This is a genomic window from Paraburkholderia sp. D15 (genome assembly GCF_029910215.1).
GTDB lineage: Bacteria > Pseudomonadota > Gammaproteobacteria > Burkholderiales > Burkholderiaceae > Paraburkholderia.
This window is the reverse complement of sequence record NZ_CP110396.1, coordinates 252,465-277,974: the sequence shown is the minus strand read 5'-3', so window position 1 is coordinate 277,974 and position 25,510 is coordinate 252,465. Positions and strand designations below refer to the sequence as shown.

Genomic DNA, 25,510 nt, shown 5'->3' with positions numbered 1-25,510 from the left:
CTCACTCCCACGCCCGCGCGCCGACCAGCATCCCGGTGCGCGTATTCGCATCCCACCAGATCACGCGCAGCAACGGCGCCTGCTGCGCGATCAACAACGCCTGCACCGGATCGCTTTCGACGAAATGCGTGACGCCGCCGCGCAATGCGGCGCTCGCCTTGTGAGCCGCGGCGCCCGCCGGGCTTTCGTCGTGCGTGCCGGGCGTACGCATCACCAGTTGCAGATGACCGAAACCGTGCCGATCGAGCCATGCCTCGGTCCGCGCGCGGTCCGCCTCCGGCCGGCCGGTGATGATGGTGCGCACGCGCTGCAGGTCGATCGCGGGCAGCACCTCGAACGGCAGCAGCGCGTCGCGTTCGGCGAGCGCGCCGGCCAGGTCCTCGTCGTAGCGCGCGAGCGGCACGTCGGGCAGCAGAATGCCGTCGAGGTCGATCGCGTACGTCGCGTAGTCGTGATCGTCGGCCATCGCGGGCGCGTCGCCGGCTTCCACGCGCGCCCAGTCGTCGCGATAGCGCTCGGTGTACGCCTGACGTTCCCACGGAAACAGCGCGAAGTAGCCGCGCGCGTCGATCGCGTAATCGGGTTGCGTGCGGCTGAGGTCGTCCACCGCGCCGGTCAACGTCTTCACGTCGAGGCCGTGATGCCGCAGGAACGCGATGCAGTCCGTCAGCGTATAGCCGCGTCCGGCAATGTCCTCGCATAACAACACCCTGGTGCCCGCGGGTGGAACCGGCAGCGTCGAATCCCATGCGACGGTGCGCGACTGGCGGTCGTATCGCAGGAACGCGACCGGCGTGCCGACCGCGTGCGACACCATCAACGCGAGCGGTGCGCCGCCGCGCAGAATGCCGATCGCGAGCGCGAAGCGCTCGGCCAGCAACGCGGGCTGCAGCGATTCGATCCACTGATCGAGCTGTTCGTACGTGAGAGGCAAAACCGGCTTGTTCATGAATTCGAGAGGACGTCGTGGTGCGTGTTCGAGCGGGTGCCGCCGCTGCGGCGAAGGCTTGTCGCGCCTACGCCACGGCCGATCCCGTTTTCGAGACGAAGAAAATTTTGGCGATATTATGCATGCGGTTCAAAGATCGCGCGTCGGGGTGACGCGCGTCGCCGCTGGTGCAGGGCGGCGGCAGCGAAAAAAGATTACGGAATAGAAATAAAGCAATGACCAAGGCCATAACGATGCAGGGCAGTGCGGAAAGCGATGGGGGCGTGCGCAGCGGCGTGTGCAGCGGCGTGCGCAGCGGCGTGCGCGGTAATGCAAGTCGAGGTACTCGCTGGGCCATCGGCCTGATGTGCGCACTCGCCGCATGGAGCGCACACGCGCAGACGCAAGCGCAGACACCGACGCAGGCGCAAGCCTCGACCGTGCCGCTGGCACTCGACGTATCGGGCAAGATCGGCAAGACTACCGACGCCGCGCATCACGTGTATCGCTTCAACGAGGCGCAACTGCTCGCGCTGCCGGCGCATTCGATCACGACCGCCACCACCTGGACGCCGCGCTCGACCTTCACAGGACCGCTGCTGGCGGATATTCTGAAGACGGCCGGCGCCTACGGCAGCCAGGTCGAGGTCCATACGCTCGACGATTACACGTACACCGTGCCGGTATCCGACTGCGATCGCTACGGCGTGGTCGTGGCGTACAGCATGAACGGCCAGCGCCTGAAGATCAGCGACTTCGGGCCGCTGTTTCTCATCTATCCGCGCGATGCGTTCCCCGACGAACTGACGGGCGCGTCGGGCGATTCGAAATTCGTATGGCAGATCAAGGCACTCATCGTCAAATAGCGCTTCGCCCTTGGCGGCGCGTTCTCTACGTGTTGATCTGGCTGACCGCGCTCGCGGCGCCGGCCGGCGCGATCGGCTATCTGTTGTATGCGAACCTGCTGAATCCGCGCGCCACCGAGCAGTTGACCGGCACCTATGACGGTTTTTACTGGGACGCCGCGCAATTGCAGATCGCCTATGCGCGCTTCGAGAACCAGTTGCTGCTGTACCAATCCGGCGTCGACGACGACTATCAGCGGCTCGTGCTGCGCTATCAGTTGCTGCAATCGAAGCTGCACGTGATCGCCGGCTCCACGCGCCGGCTGACCACGCAACTCACGTTGCTGCAACGGCAACTCGACGAAATCGCGTCGCTCGATCATGTGCTGGCCGACATCCGGCCCGAGGTCGACGAACTGCAAAAAAACCGCGGCGAGGCCAATCAGATCGTCGCGGAATTGCGCGAGCACTGGAACGAAGTCAACGATCTCGCCTTGAGCCGCCGCTTTGCCGACGTCGCCGATCGCGAGGCGATGAACCGCGATTTCATCGACAAACGCCGCATGCTGTTCGCGGGCGGTCTGCTGCTGTTGCTGTTGTCGGCGGCGGCGACGCTGCTGCTGGTGCTCAACGGCCGCCGCCGCACGCGTCTGATGCATCAGCAGCACGCGGCGCTGGAAGCGGAGCATCAGGCGAGCCGCGCGGCGCGCGAGGCGAGCCTCGCCAAGGACGCGTTCCTCGGCATGATCAGCCATGAACTGCGCACGCCGCTGCACGCCATTGTCTCGTCGATCGAACTGCTCGGTTTCAACTATCACTCGGAGGCGGACCGCAAGGTGATCCAGCGGCTCGAAACCGCCGGGCGGCATCTCGAAGCGCAGATGAAGGACCTGACCGACTACGCGCGTCTCGGCGCCGGCAAGCTCGAATTGCGTCACGAGCATTTCGAGCCGCGCGAGCTGCTGGCGTCGATCGTCGATGAACACGCGATGGCGGCCGCCGCGCGCGGGCTGCAACTCGACAGCGAGGCGAGCGGCATGAGCGGCCTCGTCGATTCCGATCCGCACCGCATCCGGCAGATCGTCAACAACCTTGTCACCAACGCGATCCGCTACACCGAGACCGGATCGGTGTGCGTGCAACTGAAGCAGCGGCCGGCGGTGCTGATTTTCGTCGTCAGCGATACGGGGCCGGGTGTGCCGCAGGAGCAGATTCCGCGCATCTTCGAGGAGTTCACGCAACTGGACGGCTCGCGTACGCGCCGCTTCGAAGGCGCGGGCATGGGGCTGACCATCGTGCAGGGGCTGGTGAAGCTGTTCGGCGGCACCGTCGACGTGGCGAGCACGGTCGGCGAAGGCACCACCTTCACGGTGACGATTCCGGTCGCGCCGGTCGGGGCAGCCGGGCCGCCCGACGTGGCGGCGCGCAGCGCGCCCGATGGCGCGCGGCCGCGCGTGCTGATCGTCGACGACAACCGTTTGATTCGCGAGTCGCTGAGCGAGATGGTCGCGCACATGGGCTTCGACGCCCATGCGCTCGGCACCGCCGACGACGCGCTCGCGTGGCTCGACGTGCGCCGCTGCGATGTGGTGCTGCTCGATCTGCACATGCCGGAGCGGGACGGTTACGCGTTTCTGGCGGACTTCGCGGGACGGGGCGGCCCGTCGGCGGGGGTGCCGGTGATCGTGGTCAGCGCGTATGCGCCGGAGGCGGCGGAAGCGGTGGGCAGTGAGGTGAATGGCGAAAACGTCCCGCAACCGTTTTTCGAGGCGTTATTAAAGCCAGTACATTACGAAGAGCTGCGCAGTGCGTTGCAGCGTGCGCTGGCGTCGCGGCATACCGTGTGAGACGGCGCCGCTGGGGGCGTGTGCGCGTCGCGATGGCGCCGCGCGCGGCTTCGACCCGGCAAGAAGCCGCGAGGGTCAAGCGGACTTCAACGGCGCGTCAGCCCGCTTGAGGCCGACGCTCAAGGCCGACGCTCAAGGCCGACGCTTAAGGCCGATTCAACCGCTTCGACAGATCCGCGACCAGAATCGCCATGCGCGCCGGTTTCTCGTAACACGCGACGTCGTAATTGCGGATCACCTGGCTGATCTCCGATTCGCTGGCCTTGCCGGTCAGCAGTTCGCCGGTCAGCACGAAGATCGGCGCGTCGGGATTTTCCGACGCACGCACCGCACGGATCGCGGCCGCCGAGGTCTGCGAGCCGAACAGCCAGTCGATCACGACGCCGTCGAACACCTGGCTTTGCAGTTGCTCGTTGAAGGCGGCGAGGCCATAGATCGCGACCGCCGCGAAGCCGCTGCGCTCCAGATAGTCGCGCAGATTGTCGGCGCTGGCCTGGTCGTCGTCGACCACGGCGATGGTCGGCTTGTCGGTTTCCGCGCGGCGCGGATAGATCTCGATCTTGTGGACTTCGTATGCGCTCTGGTAAAGCGTGCCGTCATGACGCGCCACGCGCCATTGGCCGAGCCGCGAATACGCGACGAATTCCGGCCGGCTGCCCGGTTCGAGCGCGGCGCCCACCCACGCCGTGCAGGCCAGCTCCAGCGCGCCGATGCTGAAGATCGCCTCCTGGGCGATCGCGCCGACCATGCCCGGATCCAGCGACTGCGCGCCGAACAACTGCGCGGCGGGCTCGCCGTACACCTCGGCGACTTTTTTAATCTGCGACAGGGTCCAGGGGCTGTTGCCGCGCAGCTTGCGGTGTCCCTGGGAAAAACTCAGGTCCAGAATGCGGCACAGCTCCGTGGTCTGCTGGCGCTTGCCGATTCCGTGGCGGCTCATCAACTCGCGCACGCGCTCGGCGACTGCGATGGAGTCCGGTGAGTGTGTTTCGTTGGCCATACTGCGTGAGAATCCCCGTTTCGAAGGGTGCTGTGGAGTGCTGTCCGACAGGGCAACCGCCGTGCACATTCAAGGTGCATGGGGCCGTCCATCCGAGGGACAGCAAATGTACCGTAAAAAGGTTCGCGGTCTGTGTTTTTATCAGGCGCTCGTCAAGCTCATCGGTACAAATGGCATAGCGGATGAGATTGGCGACCTGTTCGATGCGCTCGGCATCAGGTCCATTTTACCGATTAATGCGATACGCATCTGTAGAGAAATAACTCGGATACCTCTTTTTGAATGCGGCGAAACGCCATGCGGATGTGCTAGGTGGCCGGCATCTTCTCGAGTTTGGCCGCCGAGTTTTTCAGACCCTTGAAGATACGTTCGGCGACCCGGGCCGGAAAGCGCTCGGGCAGTTCCGCCGAGACCTGCTCGATGACCGCCGGCGTCTGTTCGATCAGGCGCTGGATCAGCGCTTCGGCATCCGCGCCGTGCGCGCATTTTTGCGCCATGGTGTTGAAGTGGCGCCGCTGCACGTCGCGGAACGCGTCGTGTTTGTGGCGCGACCATAGCGCCATGGCGAGCCGCGCCCGGTACCAGGACCACTGGTTCGGACCGTTGCCTTCCACCGGCCAGATCGACATCACGTCGTAGAGCGGCGTGAGCCGGTAGCGGCCGCCGGCCAGCAGGCGAATGCTGAAGTTTTTCGCGTGGCCGTCCGGCGCGGCCAGCATCCAGAAAAGGATCTGGCTTGCCAGCAGCGTTTCGATGTCTGCGCGCGCGTTCTCCGACTGCTGGAGAATCCGCGCGAGATCGAGCAGCCCCGGACCGCCGTCGTTCTCGTACTTCAGATGCGACGGCACGCCGTAGACCTGGCAGAAGTCCTCCTGCGGCAGCCGCAGCAGCCATCGTCCGCTCGAATGCAACTGCCGGTCGAAACGTTCGACGCACAGCACCCGCTGCTTGCCGAAGTTCGCGATTTCCGCGTTCGCGACCGGCAGACCATACGCGCGCAAAAGCCGCAGACAGAGCCACTCGTTTTCCACCGAGGTGCTGAGGTCGGTGAGCTTGTTGCCGACCAGACCCAGCGGCAGCTTGAAGATGTGCGTGGTGGGCGTGGCGCCGTGCGGGCGCAGCCACTGACCGGCGTGGCGAAGCAGCGCGGTTTTTTCCTGCGCGCCGGCGAGCGAGATGCGGAAGTCGTTGGTGTCGTCGGTGGAGATGGACGCGGGATTGCCGATCGTGTTGATCAGCATCGTCTCGATGTCGTCGTCGGACAGCGGCGTGCCTTCGATCCGTTCGACGCCGACCGGCACGTCGTCTTCATCGAGCAACTGGACGGCGCCCACGCAGTCGCGGCCGATGGCTTGCAGCAGGTCGAACACGTCGAGCGTATCGGTACGGTAGCGTTGGGCGATGCGCTTTCTGACCGCCTCGCTGTCGGGCAGCAGATTGTCGAAATAGTTGAGCACGCGCGGGCCCTTGTGCGCGGGATTGCCCGGCAGGAACGGGAGCGACAGCGACAACGGCCGGCCGGCGGGCGAGCCGATCCATGCCGCGTCGTACGCGAACTCAATCGGGCCGCGCGTGGGCACGCGCCAGACGCCGACCCGCTCACCGTTGGCCCACACGGAGAGCGCGCGCGAAGCAGTGCGGCGGCCCATGCTTACCATTCGATCCGCGACTGCGCGGCCATGGCCGGCCAACTCTTATCGCTCAGTTGCAACTGCAGACCGTAGATGCCGCAGAGGATCAACAATTGCTCGAGCGTGAGCGCGGAGGCGTCGGTCTCCAGCGTGGACAGCCGGCTCTGGCTGAGGCCGACGCGCGCGGCAGCTTCAGCCTGCGTCAGCCCGACCTGACGCCGACTGGCGGCAAGGAGCTGAGCGATCTGGGCGGGTTGAGCGATGACGTGGATCATGGCGCATTATCTGTGAGACGAATAAACGCATTATATGCGTCACACGAATATTTTCCAAATATTCGTGTGACAGATATTTGCCAAATATCTGTGTGGCGAATAAAAACAGACGCGCGCGGCGATGCCGTTGCGAACGTCATGAAGTTGGCCCCGTCCGGGATGATCGGGCCCGTTTTCTGCTGAAGTCGAAGCACCGACTTTGCGGCATGAAACCGACCTGAAGGAACCAACATGAATCGAACTCAAGCCCCGTGCATCCGGACAACCCGACTCCAGGCCCTATGCGCCGTCGCCTTATTCGCGCTCGGCGCCGCCACGGCAGCGAGCGCCGCGAGCCGCGACGAACAGACCAAGGCGTGCCGCGGCGACGCCATGCATTTCTGCGCCGCCGACATTCCCAACGAAGACAAGATCACCGCCTGCATGAAACAGCACGTCGACGAACTCAGCCCGGCGTGCCGCGCGATGTTCAAGGGTGGCAAGAAAGGCGGCGCGAAGGACACGGCGCAGTGAACCTTCTTGGCGCTAGCGCGCGAGGTCGCTAGCCGTCTCGCGTGGCGTCGCGCGGCGTGGCGTGGAATCGCGCCACGCATGCCGATGCTTTGGCATACTGGATCGCCGCCGGACCCGTTGCAGCGGCCGGCGGTTTTTCATTGCGCAGTATCCGAAGACACGTCCTTCGAATTCAACCCAACGCTCAAGATTGGAACCACTCGCACATGACTCGCCCGATCACAAAAATATTCGATGCCGCCGCGACCGCGCGGCTGATTCCGTACGCGGCGCTCGTCGACGCGTTGCAGCGCGCGAGTCTCGATTACGCGCAGCAGCGGATTGCGAGTCCCGAGCGGCTGGTCGTGCCGCTCAACGCCGGCGGCATCCTGCTGTCGATGCCGGCCACCGCCCCCGATCTCGCGATTCATAAACTCGTCAATGTGTGTGCGAGCAACCGTGCGCGCGATCTGCCGACCATCCACGGCCAGGTGATGGCCTTCGACGCCGACACCGGTGAAACGCTGTTCGTGCTGGACGGCCCGAGCGTCACGGGGCGGCGCACCGCGGCGATGTCGATGCTGGGCGTACGGACTTTCATGGCACGGCCGCCGGGTGAATTCCTGCTGATCGGCACCGGCACGCAGGCGCTGAATCATCTGGAGGCGATCGGCGAGCTTTATCCGGATGCGCGGGTGTGGGTGAAGGGCAGCAGCGCGGCACGCGCGGAGGCGTTTTGCGTGGAGTATGGTGAAAAAACGGGTGAAAAGGCGAGTGACGATTCCAGCAGCGACGCCCGTCATCGCGTCCTCCACTTGCAGCCGCTGCCCGACACCGATGCGCCGCTTCCCGACTCGATCGACGTCGTGATCGCGTTGACCACCAGCCGGCAACCGGTGTACGACGAAGCCGCGCGCGCCGGGCGTCTGGTGATCGGCGTTGGCGCGTTCACGCCCGAGATGGCTGAAATCGGCGCACGCACGCTGGCGGGCAGCGCGTTGTACGTCGATGATCTGGCCGGTGCGAAACACGAGGCCGGCGACTTCATCCAGGCCGGCGTCGAATGGGCGAGCGTGCGCGGGATTGCGTCGGTGCTGGACGGCTCGGCGCCGCTCACTGCAAGCGAGGCAAACGAGGCAAACGAGGCAAACGAGGCAAACGAGGCAAACGAGGCAAACGAGGCAAGCGAGGCTCACGAAACGAACAGAGCGATCGTCTTCAAAACGGTCGGCTGCGCGGCGTGGGATCTGGCGGCGTGTCGCGTGGCGCGTGACGCGCTGGCGTCACCCGGGGCTTCGCCGAGCGCCTCGCGGAACGCGTCCGCCGATCCTCTTCCCGCCGCCTGAGACGTTCAAAAGCGACACCGCACCGGCAACATCAGTTGCGGCGCACAATTTCCTGCGCGGCGAAAAAGGCCTGAAAAACAGGCCTTTAACCCCCAAGGTTGGCATATTGCGCCAAGCTGGGGCAGATGTTGCCGTGCAAACTATCTCAAAACGTTGCACCATAGGCGTTTGCCAGAAAAAAGGCGCCGTTTCCCGGCGCTCGCATCCCGCCTCGGGCCCGTTCGCCCGCTTTTTCTGCCCTTGACCGACGCTTCCTCCATCACGACGCCGTGACCGCGCTATGACGACTCAACACGCTTCCGCCACTCCCGACCTGCCGCTCGACATGATCATCTTCGGCGGCACGGGCGACCTGTCGTTCCGTAAGCTGCTGCCCGCGCTGTACATGGCGCATCTGCACTGCAATCTGCCGCCGGAAACGCGCATTCTCACGATCGGCCGCAAGCCCTGGTCGCGCGAGGAATACATCAACGAGTTCATGGAGCTGAAGGCCAAGCCCTTCATCGAAAAGAAAGCGTTCGATGCGGCCGCCTGGGACAAATTTCTCGCGCTGTTCGAATACGTGCGCATGGACGTCGATTCGGCGGAAGACTATCAGCGCCTGAAGGAAGCGTCGCGCGAAGGCGTGCGCCGCGTGTTCTATCTGGCAACCTCGCCGGACCTGTTCACCAATATCTGCGACAACCTCGCGACGGCCGGGCTGATCGACGGCAATTCGCGCGTCGTGCTGGAAAAACCGCTGGGTCACGATCTGGCGTCCGCGCAGGCGATCAACACGGATGTCGGCCGGCATTTCGAGGAAGCGCAGATCTACCGGATCGACCACTACCTCGGCAAGGAAACCGTGCAGAACCTGATGGTGCTGCGCTTCGGCAATCCGATTTTCGGGCCGCTGTGGCAGGCGCCGTACATCAAGAGCGTGCAGATCACGGTCGCGGAAACGGTCGGCGTGGGCAGCCGCGCCGGCTTCTACGACAAGACCGGCGCGCTGCGCGACATGGTGCAGAACCACCTGCTGCAACTGCTGTGCATCGTCGCGATGGAACCGCCGGTATCGCTCGATCCGGATGCGGTGCGCGACGAAAAGCTCAAGGTGCTGCGCTCGCTGCGGCCCATGACGCCCGAGGACATCGCTCGCGATACCGTGCGCGGTCAATACACCGCGGGCGCTGTCGACGGTGAAGCGGTGAAGGGCTATCAGGAAGAGGACAACGTGCCGGCGGGCAGCCGCGCGGAAACCTTCGTCGCGTTGCGCGCGCATATCAACAACTGGCGCTGGGCGCACGTGCCGTTCTTCCTGCGTACCGGCAAGCGGATGCAGAAGAAGGTGTCGGAGATCGTCATCGAGTTTTCCGAGCTGCCGTTCTCGATCTTCCCGAGCGGCGGACGCAACTACGGCAACAAGCTGGTGATCCAGTTGCAGCCGGAAGAATCGATCCAGTTGCAGGTGCTCGCGAAGGAGCCGGGCAGCGGCATGCACATGTTGCCGGTGAATCTGAATCTCGATCTGCAGCAGGCGTTCACCGAGCGCCGCGCCGAGGCGTATGAGCGTTTGCTGATCGACGTGATCCGTGGCCGCCTCACGCACTTCATGCGTCGCGACGAACTGGAAGCCGCATGGGCGTGGGCCGAACCGATTCTGGAAGGCTGGGGCAAGTCGGGCGAGAAGCCGCGTGCCTATACGGCGGGAACGTTCGGACCGTCGGCATCGACCGCGTTGATGGCGCGCGAGAACGGCGTGTGGGCGGAAGAATCGCAGTAAGCGTCTGTCGGTTCGTTTCACGCAAACAAAACGCGCAAACAAAACGGCCCGCATGATTTCATGCGGGCCGTTTTTTATCCGGTGCGGGCTTTGACGGTATTGCGCGACTTTAGCGACGCGCCATCGCGTCGAATAGTGCCGATACCGGTCGAGCGCGCGTGACCACTCGCTCGTTACGGCAACGAAATCGTCAACGTCGCCGATTGCGGGCCGAGCTTGACCACCTGCGAATACGGCGCGAGCGAACGCAGCGTCGAATCGCGCAGATACGTGTTCAGCCCTAGATACGCGAGCAGACCCACCAGCGCGAACACCGCGCCGATCGACCACAGCGGCACCTCGCGCTTGAGCCGGTGCGCGACCTGATCGGGCAGCGGCCAATGCGGCGCGAACGGCGCGCGCTTGCCCTTCATATGCGCGATTTCGTCGCCGATGCGCGCGGTCAGATACGCGAGCTTCTCCGGTCCTTCGAGCAGATACTTGCCCTGAAAGCCGAGCAGCAGACACATATGGAACACTTCGAGCGATTGCAGACGCGGCGCGCCTTGCGCACGGCATTCCTCCAGATAGTGGAAGAATTTCTCGCCCGCGAGCTGCTCGCCGAACAGCGTAAGCTGCAACGGCCGGCGTTCCCACTCCGTGCGGATCTTGAAGGTGGACGACAGCACGGATTCGTCGATTGCCGCGCAGAACGCAAACTTCGACGCATACACGTCTTCCGCGGACGCATTGAGCTTTTTCGCGCCGCGCTCGAAGTCGCCGAGGAACTGCTGGATGCGCTGGCTGAATTCGACCGGATCGCCCGGCTCGCGGCCGTTCTTCAGCAGGAACAGCATGAAGAAGCCGTCATACAGAAGATCGAGCAGCGAGCGGACCTGGTAGCTCGGCTCGCTTGCGGGGGCGGGCGTCGCGGCAGGCGTGCTGCCGCCAAACAGGGAAGGCGCGTAGCTCATGATGTGACGGCGATCAGTTCGAGTTGAAGATCGTTGATGCCCGACGGCGCGTAGATCATTGCCGACTGGGCCTGCAACATGCGGTCATACAGCGCGCCGCGCGATTCGAAGGAGAAGTAGCACGCACCCGGCCGTACCGGAATGGCGGGCGGCACCTGCGGCGTGTAGACGAGCCGCACGCCCGGCATGGCCGACAGCACCAGCTTGTCGACGTCGTCCGGTGCGCCGACCTTGAAGCGCGCGGGCACCGCTTCGACGAGTTCGGCGGTCGGCATGTTGGCCGACACGGCGATGAAGAACTGCGTCTTGTCGTCGATCTTGCCCGAGTCGAGACGGCCCGCGTGGAACGACGGCCGCACTTCTTCCAGCGCGATCGCGAAGTAGCGCGTGGAGATCACGGTCTCGAGCAGGTCGCGCAGGATCGTGTCGAGCCGCGCGAACGGCGGACCCGGATCGTCGTGCCGGTAAGCGGGCAGATCCGACAGCGCGTAGCCCTTCGAAAACGTCATCAACTGGCCGGCGAGGCGCAGCAGTTCCTGGAACAGCCGCTCCGGATGCAGCGCCGAATGCTGGTAAAGATGCGCGAGCGACGCGAATGCCGCGCTCGCGGTATGCAGCAGCCAGAACGACGCGATGTCGCCGGAACGGAACTCGATGATGTTCTTGGTCGGCTCGCGGTGAAAACCGTACAGCGCGTTGACCTTGGCCTGCAACGCGTCGATCAGTTGCCGCAGCCGCTGATGCAGCACCGGCGATGCCTCGATCGCGAGACACGGCGGCACGAAGCTGTCGTCGAATTCGAAGCCCGAGGTCGCGGTGCGGCGAATGCGCACGAGCGGCACCGACAGCAACTGGTCGCGCGGCTCGCTGTGTGCGATCAGCTTGACGCTGGTCTTCAGGAAGGTGATGTCGGCTTCGGCGGCGTCGGTGAAATGATCGGCCACTGGCGTCTGCGTGCTGACGTAGCGCGACACGAAACCCGCGTTGCTGTCCTGCGAATAATTCGCGCCGGTTTCGCGCAGCGGATGCAACGCAAGATAGAAGGTGAATTCGTTGATGCCGTCGGGCAGCGTTTCGAGCGCGATGGGCGGCGGCAGTTCGTCGGCCTGCGGCCCCGAGTAGAGCGCGCCGTCCGGAAACACCATGGACAGCTCGCTCAGACGCAGCACGTTGCTGCTCAGCGCGTCGCGGTCGAAACGCACGCTGCGCACGCCCCAGTTGTACGGCTGGATCGCCTGGATCGATTCGAACAGGCGCGCCTCGTGATAGGCGTCCTGACGCTGAAAATGCTGCGGCCTCAGAAACAGGCCTTCCCCCCAGAGCACTTTTGCGGAATAACTCATCTCAAACCTGTTATATGCGTTCAGCGTGTGGCGCACCCGGAGATAACCGATTCGAGCGCCGCTTTGTTAATTGTCTAAAAACTGTTAAATCGCATTTGCACAGCATCTTTATCCGCAGCTTACCGAGGAAAGCATATTCAGCGGCTGCGCGGGCAATCCCTGTTCCGGCGGGATCACGGTGCCGTTGGTCACGGTCATTGCGCAGTTATGCAGGCCGATCATTATGCCGGATTTCTCCGACTTCGCCGGATCGAACGCGAATTTCCAGCGTTGCATGGCCGGATCGCGGAATAGAGCGACGATACCGAATGCCTGCGCTTCACGCGAGACTTTTTCGGTAACCGTGTAGCGTTGCCCCGGGATCAGCGTCACTTCGCGTACGCCCAGCAAATCGCCGCCGAGTATGGTCTTTTCCTTCGCGGGATCGGTAAACGCGTCGAATGGCGCCTGCTGGAACGAAGTGGGGTCTTTCAGCGTATAAAGCCGCACCACCAGCGCCAATGGACGATTGTCGGTCGCGGCATTCAGATTGGGCGCCGCGTATAACGTCAAACCGACGTTGCGCGGCGGCTTCTGCGCGTCCGGCAACTCCGGCTTGCCGAGGCCGCTCGCCTGCATCACCGCGTTGGCGGCGGCGCCGAGCGCCGGCACGGCGGCCGCGCAGCCGCCCAGCAGCAGCGCGCAGGCGGCGGCGCTCGCAATCAATAACGATGCACGGCGAACAAAACGCGAATTCATAACCATCACCGGCTTGGCGCCGCCCCCGTCAAAACGACAATAACGAAATCAATCCCGGCTATTTGCATGCACGCAATGCCGCGCATTGCCGCTATATGCAAAGCGCATGTATCGCCGACTAGCCCGCGACATGCCGCCAGATGGTGGAAATTTTTTCCGCTTTCGACAATAACGCTATTGCGCCAGGAAACAATTTCTGCATGTTTCGTTTAAATGATCGACATGCATTTTTTTTGTGCAATGTCTCTTCACACGAAAGTTGAATTATCGAAAATTGGCCTGTACTATACCCGCGCACTTGAAGCAAAGCAAAACTCCGGTTTCTCCTTGAATTAAAAAATTCGCACGTCGGTGAAAAACGATGAATGAGCGTCTCTTAGTAAAACTATCTGGGGTTGTGTTGGCGTGCGGCGTGATGGCCGGTTGCGCGACACAGGGCAACAACGCGGCGACCACACCGGAGGCTTTTAATAAGCAACTCGCGGATGCCGATACCGTCGCAAAGGGCGGTGATCAGGACCGCGCCATGGCGCTTTACCAGCAATTGTCGAAAACCGATCCGACGCGTGAAGAACCGTGGTCGCGCATCGCGCAGATCCAGTTCACGCAGGGCCATTACGGCCAGGCGATCGTCGCCGCGCAGGAAGCGTTGCAGCGCGACCAGACCGACCGTCAGGCGAAGAGCGTGCTGGCGGTGGCCGGTCTGCGCGTCGCCACGCAGTCGCTTGGCGAGCTGCGCCAGGACGCGTCGCTCGCGGGTGACGCGAAGTCCGACGCGCAGGCGCTCGCCAAACAGCTGCGCGACACGCTCGGCGAGGCCACGCTGTTCCCGCCCGACCCGAACGACAAGCCGGTACCGAAAAAGAAGAAGTTCATCGCGCATCGTCCGCCCAAGGGCAAGGCCGCTGAAACGCCGGAGGCGAATGCCGGTGGCGCGGCGCCGGCCGCCACGCAGGCGCCCGCCGCGCAGACTCCGCCCGCTCCGCAGCCCACCACGGCCGCGAAGAGTGGTGGCGCGTCCGATCCGTTCAGCGCGCTGCGCTGAGCATGGCTTGATCCATCCGCATCCGGGAGCCGACGATGGCGAAGAAAGAAAGTATTCAAAAACGCTTGCAAAAAGTGCGGCCGCCGCGCGTTCAATTGACCTATGAGGTCGAGCGCGGCGATGCGATCGAAATCAAGGAACTGCCGTTCGTGGTCGGCGTGGTCGCCGACCTGGCCGGGCAGTCGGAAGTCGAGCAGCCGAAGCTGCGCGATCGCAAGTTCGTCAATATCGACCGCGACAATTTCGACGACGTGATGAAGGCGATCGAGCCGCGCGCCGCGTTCCAGGTCGAAAACCGTCTGAGCGAGGAGGGCGGCAAGTTCGCCGTCGACCTGCGCTTCAAGTCGATGGCCGACTTCAATCCGGACGAAGTGGTCTCGCAGATCGAGCCGCTGCGCCGTCTGCTCGAGGCGCGCTCGAAGCTTGCCGACCTGCGCAACAAGCTCGCCGGCAACGACAAGCTCGAAGACCTGCTGAGCGAAGTGCTCAACAACACGCAGCAGTTGCAAAGCCTCGCGAAAGACCAGGGCAACGCGGCGGACCACGACAAGCAGGGCGAATAAGTACGTACGGGGTGTGAGATGAATCAGCAAACGGCAGCAGCTCAACTCGCCACCGCGCAAGGCGGCACGGAATCCACGCTGCTCGACGAGATCGTCGAGAAAAGCCGCGTGGCGAAGTCCGAGTCCGAACACGCGCGCGCGAAAGACCTGATCGGCGAACTCGTGCGCGAAGTGCTCGACGGCACCGTGGTGGTGTCCGACAACCTGTCGGCCACGATCGACGCGCGCGTCGCGGAACTCGACCGCCTGATTTCCACGCAATTGAGCGCGGTGATGCACGCGCCGCAATTCCAGCGCATGGAAAGCACGTGGCGCGGTCTGGACTATCTGTGCAAGGAAAGCAACACCGGCGCGACGGTCAAGATCAAGGCGCTACACGCGCCCAAGCGCGATCTGGTGCGCGACTTCAAGACCGCGATCGAATTCGATCAGAGCGCGCTGTTCAAGAAAATCTACGAAGAAGAGTTCGGCACCTTCGGCGGCTCGCCGTTCGGCACGATCATCGGCGACTTCGAGGTGACGCGTCAGCCGGAAGACATGTACTTCCTCGAGCAGATGGCGCACGTCGCGGCGGCCGCGCATGCGCCGTTCATCGCGTCGTCGTCGCCGGAACTGCTGGGTCTCGAGAGCTTCGCCGATCTCGGCAAGCCGCGCGATCTCGGCAAGGTGTTCGACACGGTCGAATACACGAAGTGGAAGTCGTTCCGCGACTCCGAAGACTCGCGCTACGTCGGCTTGACGCTGCCGCGTTTTCTCGGCCGTCTGCCGTTCAATCCGAAAGACGGCGCCACGGCAGAGGGCTTCAACTTTGTCGAGGAAGTGGACGGCACCGATCACAGCAAATACCTGTGGTGTAACGCGGCATGGGCGTTCGCCGCGCGTCTGACGGCCGCGTTCGACGACTTCGGCTGGTGCGCGGCGATCCGCGGCGTGGAAGGCGGCGGGCTGGTCGAAGATCTGCCCACCCACACGTTCAAGACCGACGACGGTGAAGTCGCGCTGAAATGCCCGACCGAAATCGCGATCACCGACCGCCGCGAAAAGGAACTGAGCGACCTCGGCTTCATCCCGCTCGTGCACTGCAAGAACTCGGACTACGCCGCGTTCTTCGCCGCGCAATCGGTGCAGAAGCCGAAGAAGTACAGCACCGACAGCGCGAATGCGAACGCGGTGCTGTCCGCGCAGCTGCAATACATCTTCTCGGTGTCGCGCGTGGCGCACTACCTGAAGGCGATGATGCGCGACAAGATCGGCAGCTTCGCGTCGGCGCAGAACGTGGAAGTTTTCCTGAACCGCTGGATTTCGCAATACGTGCTGCTCGACGATAACGCGAGCCAGGAACAGAAAGCGCAGTTCCCGCTGCGCGAGGCATCGATCCAGGTCTCCGAAGTGCCGGGCAAGCCGGGCGTCTACCGCTCGGTCGCGTTTCTGCGCCCGCACTTCCAGCTCGACGAACTCTCGATCTCGTTGCGTCTGGTTGCCGATCTGCCGAAACCGGCCAATTCATAAATCAAGTCCAAGTCCAGCTAACCCGCGCGGGCCGCGCGGGTTAGCTGTTAAAACCACCTCTTTGGGGAGTCGATGAGTTATGAAGGATATCTATTTAAAATTCGGCAATCCGGCGATCAAGGGCGAGTCCGCCGATAAAGATCACGCTGGCTGGATTGAAATCGATTCGTGGAGCCATTCCATCACGCAACCGCGTTCGGCAACGGCATCGACGGCAGGTGGTCACACCTCCGAGCGTTGCGAACACTCGGACATGCAGTTCACGAAAGACATCGACGTGGTCAGCCCGCTGATCTATCAACACGCGTCGGGCGGCACGACCTTCGACGAAGTCACGATCGACTTCATGCGTTCGGACGGTGAAGGCAACCGCATCAAGTACCTGGAAGTGAAGCTCAAGTACGTGATCATCTCGAGCGTCACGCCGAGCGTGGTGGGCGAAGGTCTGCCGACCGAACAGTTCTCGCTGAAGTACGCTGCCGTGCAATGGAAGTACACGCAGCAGAAGATCGGCGGCAATCAGGGCGGCAACGCGCAAGGCGCGTGGAGCCTGACGAAGAACGACAAGACGTACGCGGTCTGATGTCGCGGCGCGGGTGGTGCGCGCGGCGTGTGCGGTTTGATGCCGCCCGCGCGCGCGGCCCGCGCCTCGCATCGGCCGGTTGCTTCGGAATCTGATGAAACGCTTCGAACCCAGCTTTCTCGACAAGCTGTTCGACGACGAACCGCATCTGCCGGCTTCCCCGGCGATGCGGCAATTGTCGTTGGAGGAATTGAAGAGCACGGTCGCCCGCGACGTCGAGGCGATCCTGAATACGCGCATCGCGCTGACCGAGCACGAGCTCGCGGCGCTGCCGGAATGTCAGCAATCGGTGCTCACGTACGGGCTGAACGATTTCGCGGGCCTGAGTCTCGCGAGCCACTTCGACCGCACGTTTATCTGTAAATCGATTCAGCAGGCTATCGCGCGGCACGAGCCGCGCCTGCAGCAGGTCGCGGTGACGCTCGAACTGAACGAACAGTCCACCAATGCGCTGAACTTCGCGATTCAGGCTTTGCTGGTCGTGCACCCGGCGGAAGAACCGGTGAGTTTCGACGCGATGCTGCAACCCTCCACGCTGCAATACTCGGTGACGCGCGCCCGCGCGAAACTGTAGCCCGCGCAGCGAGCCGCGGCTTGAGCCGCGCAGGGGGCTCGGCTTCAGCAGGTGTTCAGCACGAGGTATCAGGCAGTAAGCATCAGGCATCAGGCAGTATCAGGCGCGACGCTCCGCCGCCGCCGTGACGCGCAACGGCGGTCAGGGACGGAGCGTGCAAGTATCAGGTCCGGGGATAGATCGATGGAAGAATTGCTGCCGTATTACGAGCGCGAATTATCATTTCTGCGGCGCTATTCGCGCGATTTCGCCGAGCGCTATCCGAAGATCGCGGCGCGTCTGGCCATGTCGGGCGAGCACTGCGAGGATCCGCACGTCGAGCGGATGATCGAATCGTTCGCGCTGCTCGGCGCGCGCATCAACAAGAAACTCGACGATGACTACCCGGAATTCACCGAAGCACTGCTGGAAGTGCTGTACCCGCACTATCTGCGGCCGTTTCCGTCGTGCTCGATCGCGCAGTTGGGCACGCCGGCCGCGCTGACGCATCTGACCGAACCGACGCGCATCGAGCGCGGCACCGAACTGAAGTCGCGGCCGATCCGCGGCACGCAATGCCGTTTCCGCACCGCCTACGACGTCACGCTCGCGCCGATCCGCATCTCCGAGGCGAAGTACACGTCGGTGGCGATGGCGCCGAGCGCGACGGTCCTGCCGGGCAACGCCACGGCGATCGTGTCGATCACCTTCGAATCCACCGCGCCGCTCGATCTGGGCGCGCTGAAACTCGGCACGGTGCGCGCGCATCTGCACGGCGAGCAGTCGTTCATCGCCGCGCTCTCGGACTGCCTGTTCGTCAATGCGCTGGCCACCTACGTGGAAGCCGACCGCCGTGGCGTGTGGACCCCGCTGCGCGTGTCGCCGCTCGCGCAGGCGGGCTTCGACGAGGACGACGCGCTGATCGACTACCCGGCCAAATCGCACCCGGCCTACCGGTTGCTGACCGAGTATTTCGCGTTCCCCGAGAAATTCAATTTCGCCGACTTCGATCTCGCCGCGATGACGCGCGCGAGCGGCCGCTGCACGCGCCTGACGCTGCACGTGGTGCTCAAGGAAGTGCGCAGCGACTCGCACATGGCGCGTCTGCTGGATTCGTTGTCCGCGCATCATTTCCGGCTGTTCTGCACGCCGATCGTGAATCTGTTCAAGCAGCACGGCGACCCGATCCGGATCGATCATCAATCGGTGTCGTATCCGGTGATCGCCGAATCGCGCCGCGCGTTCGCGTACGAGGTGTATTCGATCGACTCGGTGAAGCTCGTCCGCCAGCAGGCGCACGAGGAAACGGTGATCGAATTCCGGCCGTTCTACTCGCTGCATCACGGCGAGGCGGCGCGCGCCGGTCATTACTGGTTCGCGCGGCGTAACGACTGGGTCGCGCAGAACAGCCCCGGCTACGAGACGGAAATTTCGATCGTCGATATCGACTTCGAACCGGCGTCGCCGCAGACCGATACGTTGAGTCTCGACATCACCTGTACCAATCGCGATCTGCCGTCGGGCCTCGCGGTCGGGCTCGAAGGCGGCGATCTGTATTTCGAAGGCGGCTCGACCACCAACGGCGTGACAATGCTGCGCCGGCCCACGCCGAGCGTGCGCTTCGAGCGCGGCCGCGCGGTGCACTGGCGGCTGATTTCGCATCTGGCGTTGAATCATGTGTCGCTGGCGGCCAACGGGCTGTCGGCGCTCAAGGAAATGCTGGTGCTTTACGACCTGCGCCGCACGGCGGTGTCGGCGCGGCATATCGACGGACTGGTCGGCATCGAGCAGCGCGCGGCCGTGCAGTGGCTGCCCGGCAAGCCGTTCGCGACCTTCGTGCGTGGCATCGAGATTCGCCTGACGATCGACGAGGAGCATTTCGTCGGCACGAGTCTCGCTTCGTTCGTGCGGGTCATCGACACGTTTTTTGGGCTGTACGTGCATCTGAACAGCTTTGTGCAACTGGTCGTCGTGTCGAAGCGCACGGGCGAGGAGATCTTGCGATGCAAACCGCGCAGCGGCGAATCGATCCTGGCGTAGTCGAACAACTGCTCGACGAGCCGTATCGCTTCCAGTTTTTTCAGGCGGTGCGGATTCTCGAGAAGTGGTTCGCTCAGCAAACGCCGTCACAAACAAGCCGGCCCGGCGAAATCGTCGCGCAGAAGCTGGCATTCCGTAACACGCTGTCGATGTCGTTTCCGCCCAGCGAGATTCAGGGCGCGCAGTCGTACGGCGAAGAAGGCACGCTGCTGAAGGACAAGGCCGAGCGTAGCGCCGCGCTCGCGGACGGCTCGCTGGAGAAGGTCGACCTGACGCCGGCGTTCTTCGGTTTGCTCGGCGGCCAGGGCGCGCTGCCGTTGCATTACACCGAGCAGATCGTCGCGCGCGAGCAGCTCAAGCGCGACCGCGCCGCGCGCGAATTCTTCGACGTGTTCTCGAACCGCGCGACCGCGCTGTTCTACGCGGCGTGGAAGAAGTACCGCCTGCCGCTGCATTACGAACTGGACCGCGACGAACGCTATCTGCCGTTGCTGCTCGCACTGGCCGGCGTCGCCGACGACGACACGCGCGACAGCCTGCAACGCGGCGAGGGCGCGCTGTTCGACGAGGCGATCGCGGGTTACGCGCTGGCCGCGCGGCATCGGCCGGTATCGGCGGCATACCTGCAGCGCACGCTCTCGGAGTATTTCAAGGTGCGCGTGCGGGTCGAGCAGTTTGTCGGCAAATGGTACGACGTGCCACCCGATCAACTGACGGTGCTCGGCAGCGTCAACGCGACGCTCGGTGCGACCGCGCTGGCGGGCGAACGCGTCTGGCAACGCGACATGCGCGCGCGCCTCGTGATCGGTCCGCTCGACAAGGCCGACTACGAAGCCTTCCTGCCCGGCGCCGAGCGCGCGGTCGCGCTGGAACGCATGCTGACGCTGCTGGCGGGCGTCACGCTCGAATACGAAGTCTCGCTGGTGCTGCGCCGCGAGGAAGTGGGGCCGAGCCTGTTGAGCAAGGGGGCGCGACTCGGCTGGGACGCGTTCCTGTGCACGCGCGAAGCCGACCGCAATCGCGCGGACGCCCGCTACGAATTGCACGTGATTCACTGACCATAACGACAGAAACCCGACCTGGATCGCACGACATGAGCACGTCCCTCAACACCCTGATCGCCAAACTGAATCCGACCTGCCGGCAGGCCGCCTTGCTGGCTGCGAACAACTGTCTCGCGCGCGGTCACTACGAGGTCGATCTCGAACATCTGCTGCTGGCGCTGCTGGACGAAGCGGCGAGCGATATCGCGCTGGTGCTGCGCGCGAGCAAGGTCGACGCGCACGGGTTGCGCGCGGATCTCGAACGCGAACTGCAACGGCTGAACACCGGCAATACGCGCACGCCGGTGTTCTCGAAGCATCTGATCGAACTGCTCGAACAGGCGTGGCTGATCGCGTCGCTGGATTCGCAGATCGGACGCATCCGTTCGGGGCATTTGCTGCTCGCGCTGTTGACCGCGCCGGATCTCGCGCAATTCGCGGACCGTATGTCGCCGTTGCTGCGCGACGTGCGTGTGAACGATCTGAAGCACAAGTTCGACGAACTGACCGCGGGCTCGCGCGAAACCGAGCGCGGCAACACGGCGGACGGCGCGGACGATGCGGCCGCTGAAACCGCGGCCAACGTAGCCGCGCCCGGCGCGCCGTCGAAAACGCCCGCGCTCGATACCTACACCAGCAATCTCACGCAGCGCGCGCGCGACGGCAAGATCGATCCGGTGATCGGCCGCGAGGGCGAGATTCGCCAGACCATCGACATCCTGATGCGGCGCCGCCAGAACAACCCGATCATGACGGGCGAGGCGGGCGTCGGTAAGACGGCGGTGGTGGAAGGCCTCGCGCTGCGCATCGCCGCCGACGACGTGCCCGCGCCGCTCAGGGGCGTCGCGCTGCACGTGCTCGACATGGGGCTGCTGCAGGCAGGCGCGAGCGTGAAGGGCGAGTTCGAGAACCGCCTGAAGAACGTGATCGACGAAGTGAAGAAGAGCGCGCATCCGATCATCCTGTTCATCGACGAGGCGCACACGATCATCGGCGCGGGCGGCCAGGCGGGGCAGAACGACGCGGCCAATCTGCTGAAGCCGGCGCTCGCGCGCGGCGAATTGCGCACCATCGCGGCGACCACGTGGAGCGAGTACAAGAAATACTTCGAGAAGGACGCGGCGCTCGCGCGGCGCTTTCAGGTGGTGAAGATCGAGGAGCCCAGCGAGACGCTGGCCGCGGCCATGCTGCGCGGCATGGCCGCGTTGATGGAGAAGCACTTCAACGTGCGCGTGCTCGACGACGCGATCACCGAGGCCGTGCGTCTGTCGCATCGCTACATCAGCGGGCGGCAACTGCCGGACAAGGCGATCAGCGTGCTCGACACCGCCTGCGCGAAGGTTGCGCTCGCGCATAGCTCGACGCCTGCCGCGATCGACGATACGAAGAAAAGCCTCGAACGCATCGACGCCGAAATCGCCGCGCTCGAACGCGAAGCGGCGAGCGGCACCGTGCACGACACACCACACGACGAACGTCTGGCGGAATTGCGCGCGCTGCGCGAACAGGACGTCGCCGCGCTCGCCGAAGACGAAGCGCGTTACGACAAGGAGCGCGCGCTGGTGACCGAGATCGTCGGGTTGCGCGCCGACATCGACGCGGCCCGCGCGAGCAGCGCGGACGCGGAGCAGGCGCACAAGGTGGAGAGGGCGCGGCAAGCGCGCGAAACATTGGCGCTACGCGTCGCCGAACTGCAGGCGCTGCAAGGCGGCCAGCCGATGGTGCCGTTGCAGGTGGACGGCCACGTGGTCGCCGAAATCGTCGCGTCGTGGACCGGTATTCCGCTTGGCCGCATGGTCAAGGACGAGATTCAGACCGTGCTGAATCTGCAACCGCTGCTGGCCGCGCGCGTGATCGGCCAGGACCATGCGCTCGACGCGATCGCGCAACGCGTGCGCACCGCCAGCGCGAATCTCGAAGATCCGAACAAGCCGCGCGGCGTGTTCATGTTCGTGGGCCCGTCGGGCGTCGGCAAGACCGAAACGGCGCTGGCGCTCGCCGACGTGCTGTACGGCGGCGAACGCAAGATGGTCACGATCAACATGAGCGAGTACCAGGAAGCGCACAGCGTGTCCGGCCTGAAGGGCTCGCCGCCGGGCTACGTCGGGTACGGCGAGGGCGGCGTGCTGACCGAGGCGGTGCGGCGCAATCCGTATTCGGTGGTGCTGCTCGACGAAGTCGAAAAGGCCCATCCGGACGTGCTCGAAATGTTCTTTCAGGTGTTCGACAAGGGCACCATGGACGACGCCGAGGGCCGCGAGATCGATTTCCGCAACACGCTGATCATCCTGACCTCGAACGTCGGGTCGCAGGCGGTGATGCAGGCCTGCCTGAACAAGACCGCCGAGGAACTGCCGGACGCCGAGGCGCTGGCCGAAACGCTGCGCCCGCAACTGTACAAGACCTTCAAGCCGGCCTTTCTCGGGCGCATGAAGGTGGTGCCGTACTACCCGATTTCCGACGACGTGCTCGCCGAGATCATCGAACTGAAGCTGGAGCGGATTCGCCGCCGCATCGAGTCGAATCACAAGGCGGTGTTCGAGTGGGACGAGTCGCTGATCGATGCGGTGCTCGCGCGCTGCACCGAGGTGGACTCGGGCGCGCGCAATGTCGATCACATCCTGAACGGCACGCTGCTGCCCGAAGTCGCGCAGCAGGTGCTGGAGCGGATCGCGAACGGCGCCACGCTCGAACGCATCGCGGTGCGCGCGAGCGAAGCCGGCGAATTCGACTACACGGTGGTGTGACGCGGCTCGCCCGCGTGATCGCCAATCTGTTTTAATGCCTGCTTTTATGTCGTTTCGGAAACCCATTGCCTTCTGTCATGCCGACTAACCTGACCCCGCTGCTGGCGCCGCTCAGCGACGCCTCGCCCTGCGGCGAAGACCTGCTGTTTTCCGCCGACTTCGACGCGATCCAGCACGCGCGCCGTTTCGAAGATCCCTCGCTCGATCAGGGCGAATGGGTGACGGATATCAAGGAGGCCGACTGGCCGTTCGTCGTGGAGCGCGCGAGCACACTGCTGCGCACGCAGACGAAAGACCTGCGGCTCGCCGTCTGGCTCACCGAGGCGCTTGCGCTGGAAGAGGGCATCGGCGGTCTCACGCAGGGTTACACGCTGCTCGGCGGGCTGTGCGAGCGCTTCTGGGACACCGTGCATCCGCTGCCGGAAGGCGACGATACCGAGTATCGCCTCGGCAACGTCGCGTGGCTGATGGGCCGCACCGGCGAGCTGTTGCGGGCCATGCCGCTCACGTCGTCGCAGGGCAATGCGTACAGCGCGCTGGATTGGGAGGTCGCCACGCACGTCGCGCAGGCCGTCAAGCGTGACCCGGATCATGCGGACGATATCGCGCGCGGCAAGCCGTCGATCGAACAGATCGAGGCGTCCAAACGCGCGACGCCGCCCGCGTTCTACACCGCGCTGCTGGCCGATCTGAAAGCGTTCGAAGCGGCGATGCTCGCGCTCGAACAGGAACTGGACCGCCGCGCGGGCGATACCGCACCGAGTTTCCGTCAGGCGAAGGACGCGTACGAGAGCGTGTTCCGTCTGGCCGAGCGGTTTGCGCGCGAACTCGGCGTGAATGCCGACGCACCTGCCGCCAAAACGCCGGCGGCCAACGAGCACGAACGCGCCGAGCCGACCTTCAAGACTTCTCCGCAACGCGAGGAACCCGTGTTGACGACCACGCCGACCAGCCCGATCGCAGGAATCCAGAGCCGTGCGCAGGCCGTCGCGCAGTTGCGCGCGGTGGCGCGCTTCTTTCGTGGCACGGAGCCGCACAATCCGGCCGCGTATTTCGCCGAGAAAGCCGCCGAGGCCGCGGATATGCCGCTGCATCAATGGCTGGCGACGGTGGTCAAGGACGACGGCTCGCTCGCGCACATCCGCGAGTTGCTGGGCGTGAAGCCGGAAGAGAATAGTTGAGCGGGTGCGGTGCGCTGACCGGGTAAGCGCCTGCACGGCGCGTTACCCGGCACTCGACAGTCGATAGTCGACCGTCGATTGTCAAACACCCACGACGGGAAATTGAATCAGGACCCCGCGCGGAATTCGATCCGCCGGTTACGCGCCCGTCCGTCCGTCGTATCGTTCGATGCGATCGGCTGATCCGGACCGACGCCCGTGGTCGTCATCAGTTGCGGCGAGATGCCCTTGGCGACCAGATACCCCTTCACCGCATCCGCACGCGCCTGGCTCAGCGCGATGTTCGACGCGCGATTGCCCGAGTTATCCGTGTGCCCGATGATCGCGACCGTCTTCGTGGACATCTTCTGCATCGCGGCGGCCATCTGATCGAGAATCGCGCGGCCTTGCGGCGTCAGCGTCGCACTGCCGGTTTCGAATTCGATCGTGCGGTTGGCCAGCGTCTGGTCGAGCAGTCCCTGTTCGGACGCACTCACGCGCAGGCCGTTCTTGATCGTGTAGGTCGGATTCAGCGCGTTCGCCATGTCGCTCGCGAGCTGCTGGCGCTGCGATTCGTTGTGCACCTCGCCCTTCACGTCGATCTGCGTGCCGTCGATCTTCAACTGCCCCTTGCTGATCTGCTTCAACTGCGGGCCGATCAGCTTCTGCACGTTGCTCGACCAGTTCGGCGGCGTCGCGACATCGGCCACTTCGATCTGATCGACCACGTTCATCGCGCCGTACGTGTCGCGCAGTTTCGCGAGCACGGCCGCCTTGGTGGCTTCGTCGGGCACCTTGCCGCCGACCACGACCTGACCCGGCGTCGCATTGGCGGGCGGCGGGGCCGCCGTGACCGTACCCGTGCCGGCGCCGGTCGTGCCGCTCGCGAGGCCGGCGGTCGTGACGGCGGGGCCGGCCGTGCCTGGTTGCGGGTTTGTGGAAGCCGCGGCCGGCAACACCGTCGTGTGAATCGAGATACCGCTGTTGTCGACCGGCATGACGCGCGCCGGGCCGTCGTTGTCGGCGTGCGCGGCAGCGCCCAGCAAAAGACCGGCGAGCAGCGCGGCGACGCGCGTGCTGGAGACGCCTGAAAAACGTGTAGCCATC

The 25,510-nt window shown here is 64.3% G+C and carries 22 protein-coding genes; 14 read left to right on the top strand and 8 right to left on the bottom strand.

What is annotated here, in order from left to right:
• Position 1: 1 nt before the first annotated feature.
• Positions 2-949, bottom strand: coding sequence for a phosphoribosyltransferase (locus LFL96_RS20765; protein ID WP_281002585.1), 948 nt, complete (start codon positions 947-949; stop codon positions 2-4).
• A gap of 344 nt (positions 950-1,293) precedes the next feature.
• On the opposite strand from LFL96_RS20765, the gene LFL96_RS20760 reads away from it, so the two are divergent.
• Together LFL96_RS20760 and LFL96_RS20755 are read left to right on the top strand one after the other, a co-directional pair.
• Positions 1,294-1,794 carry a molybdopterin-dependent oxidoreductase gene (locus tag LFL96_RS20760; RefSeq protein ID WP_281003821.1) on the top strand — a complete coding sequence of 167 codons (501 nt, stop codon included), beginning with the start codon at positions 1,294-1,296 and terminating at the stop codon, positions 1,792-1,794.
• The gene (locus tag LFL96_RS20755; RefSeq protein WP_281002584.1) at positions 1,764-3,620 is read left to right on the top strand and encodes an ATP-binding protein; all 1,857 of its coding nucleotides are present in this window, start codon (positions 1,764-1,766) and stop codon (positions 3,618-3,620) included. Before LFL96_RS20760 ends, LFL96_RS20755 begins: the two co-directional genes overlap by 31 nt.
• 145 nt (positions 3,621-3,765) lie before the next feature.
• Here LFL96_RS20755 and LFL96_RS20750 read toward each other — a convergent pair whose 3' ends face one another.
• The 3 genes from LFL96_RS20750 to LFL96_RS20740 all read right to left on the bottom strand — a co-directional run bounded on the left by LFL96_RS20750 (position 3,766) and on the right by LFL96_RS20740 (position 6,526).
• On the bottom strand, positions 3,766-4,620 hold the full coding sequence (locus LFL96_RS20750) for a helix-turn-helix domain-containing protein (RefSeq protein WP_281002583.1): 855 nt from the start codon (positions 4,618-4,620) through the stop codon (positions 3,766-3,768).
• Between the two features lie 308 nt (positions 4,621-4,928).
• The gene (locus LFL96_RS20745) at positions 4,929-6,269 is read right to left on the bottom strand and encodes a type II toxin-antitoxin system HipA family toxin (protein WP_281002582.1); all 1,341 of its coding nucleotides are present in this window, start codon (positions 6,267-6,269) and stop codon (positions 4,929-4,931) included.
• 2 nt (positions 6,270-6,271) lie between these two features.
• Positions 6,272-6,526, bottom strand: a complete 255-nt coding sequence (locus tag LFL96_RS20740; protein WP_281002581.1) for a helix-turn-helix transcriptional regulator — start codon at positions 6,524-6,526, stop codon at positions 6,272-6,274.
• Between the two features lie 231 nt (positions 6,527-6,757).
• Here LFL96_RS20740 and LFL96_RS20735 point away from each other — a divergent pair, with 231 nt between their 5' ends.
• The 3 genes from LFL96_RS20735 (at position 6,758) to zwf (ending at position 10,126) form a co-directional block, all read left to right on the top strand.
• The gene (locus LFL96_RS20735) at positions 6,758-7,039 is read left to right on the top strand and encodes a hypothetical protein (RefSeq protein WP_281002580.1); all 282 of its coding nucleotides are present in this window, start codon (positions 6,758-6,760) and stop codon (positions 7,037-7,039) included.
• Between the two features lie 206 nt (positions 7,040-7,245).
• Entirely contained in the window at positions 7,246-8,364 is a 1,119-nt protein-coding gene (locus LFL96_RS20730; RefSeq protein WP_281002579.1) for a delta(1)-pyrroline-2-carboxylate reductase family protein, read from the top strand.
• Positions 8,365-8,644: 280 nt separating this feature from the next.
• On the top strand, positions 8,645-10,126 hold the full coding sequence (zwf, locus tag LFL96_RS20725) for a glucose-6-phosphate dehydrogenase (RefSeq protein WP_281002578.1): 1,482 nt from the start codon (positions 8,645-8,647) through the stop codon (positions 10,124-10,126).
• Positions 10,127-10,299: 173 nt separating this feature from the next.
• On the opposite strand, the gene LFL96_RS20720 is transcribed toward zwf, so the two are convergent.
• The 3 genes from LFL96_RS20720 to tssJ all read right to left on the bottom strand — a co-directional run bounded on the left by LFL96_RS20720 (position 10,300) and on the right by tssJ (position 13,160).
• Positions 10,300-11,079 (bottom strand): DotU family type IV/VI secretion system protein, encoded by a 780-nt coding sequence (locus LFL96_RS20720; protein WP_281002577.1) that lies wholly within the window; start codon positions 11,077-11,079, stop codon positions 10,300-10,302.
• Positions 11,076-12,422: a type VI secretion system baseplate subunit TssK gene (tssK, locus tag LFL96_RS20715; protein WP_281002576.1), complete on the bottom strand. Its 1,347-nt coding sequence runs from the start codon at positions 12,420-12,422 to the stop codon at positions 11,076-11,078. The genes LFL96_RS20720 and tssK overlap by 4 nt, the downstream gene beginning before the upstream one ends.
• Before the next feature lie 108 nt (positions 12,423-12,530).
• Entirely contained in the window at positions 12,531-13,160 is a 630-nt protein-coding gene (tssJ, locus tag LFL96_RS20710; protein ID WP_281002575.1) for a type VI secretion system lipoprotein TssJ, read from the bottom strand.
• Positions 13,161-13,521: 361 nt separating this feature from the next.
• Here tssJ and LFL96_RS20705 point away from each other — a divergent pair, with 361 nt between their 5' ends.
• From LFL96_RS20705 to tssA, 9 genes are all read left to right on the top strand, one after another.
• Complete coding sequence (locus LFL96_RS20705) at positions 13,522-14,205, top strand: tetratricopeptide repeat protein (RefSeq protein WP_281002574.1); 684 nt, start codon at positions 13,522-13,524, stop codon at positions 14,203-14,205.
• Positions 14,206-14,240: 35 nt separating this feature from the next.
• Positions 14,241-14,768: a type VI secretion system contractile sheath small subunit gene (gene tssB / locus LFL96_RS20700; protein WP_281002573.1), complete on the top strand. Its 528-nt coding sequence runs from the start codon at positions 14,241-14,243 to the stop codon at positions 14,766-14,768.
• Between the two features lie 18 nt (positions 14,769-14,786).
• Positions 14,787-16,277, top strand: coding sequence for a type VI secretion system contractile sheath large subunit (gene tssC / locus LFL96_RS20695; protein ID WP_281002572.1), 1,491 nt, complete (start codon positions 14,787-14,789; stop codon positions 16,275-16,277).
• 79 nt (positions 16,278-16,356) lie between these two features.
• Complete coding sequence (locus LFL96_RS20690; RefSeq protein ID WP_281002571.1) at positions 16,357-16,860, top strand: type VI secretion system tube protein Hcp; 504 nt, start codon at positions 16,357-16,359, stop codon at positions 16,858-16,860.
• Positions 16,861-16,954: 94 nt separating this feature from the next.
• Positions 16,955-17,434 (top strand): type VI secretion system baseplate subunit TssE, encoded by a 480-nt coding sequence (gene tssE, locus LFL96_RS20685; RefSeq protein WP_281002570.1) that lies wholly within the window; start codon positions 16,955-16,957, stop codon positions 17,432-17,434.
• 183 nt (positions 17,435-17,617) lie between these two features.
• Positions 17,618-19,453: a type VI secretion system baseplate subunit TssF gene (gene tssF / locus LFL96_RS20680; RefSeq protein ID WP_281002569.1), complete on the top strand. Its 1,836-nt coding sequence runs from the start codon at positions 17,618-17,620 to the stop codon at positions 19,451-19,453.
• On the top strand, positions 19,417-20,511 hold the full coding sequence (tssG, locus tag LFL96_RS20675; protein ID WP_281002568.1) for a type VI secretion system baseplate subunit TssG: 1,095 nt from the start codon (positions 19,417-19,419) through the stop codon (positions 20,509-20,511). Before tssF ends, tssG begins: the two co-directional genes overlap by 37 nt.
• A 35-nt stretch (positions 20,512-20,546) precedes the next feature.
• A complete protein-coding gene (tssH, locus tag LFL96_RS20670; RefSeq protein WP_281002567.1) occupies positions 20,547-23,243 on the top strand; it encodes a type VI secretion system ATPase TssH in 2,697 nt (898 codons plus the stop codon).
• Between the two features lie 77 nt (positions 23,244-23,320).
• Positions 23,321-24,424 carry a type VI secretion system protein TssA gene (gene tssA, locus LFL96_RS20665; protein ID WP_281002566.1) on the top strand — a complete coding sequence of 368 codons (1,104 nt, stop codon included), beginning with the start codon at positions 23,321-23,323 and terminating at the stop codon, positions 24,422-24,424.
• 107 nt (positions 24,425-24,531) lie between these two features.
• Here the strand turns inward: tssA and LFL96_RS20660 are convergent, their stop codons facing one another.
• A complete protein-coding gene (locus LFL96_RS20660; RefSeq protein ID WP_281002565.1) occupies positions 24,532-25,509 on the bottom strand; it encodes an OmpA family protein in 978 nt (325 codons plus the stop codon).
• Position 25,510 lies beyond the last annotated feature (1 nt).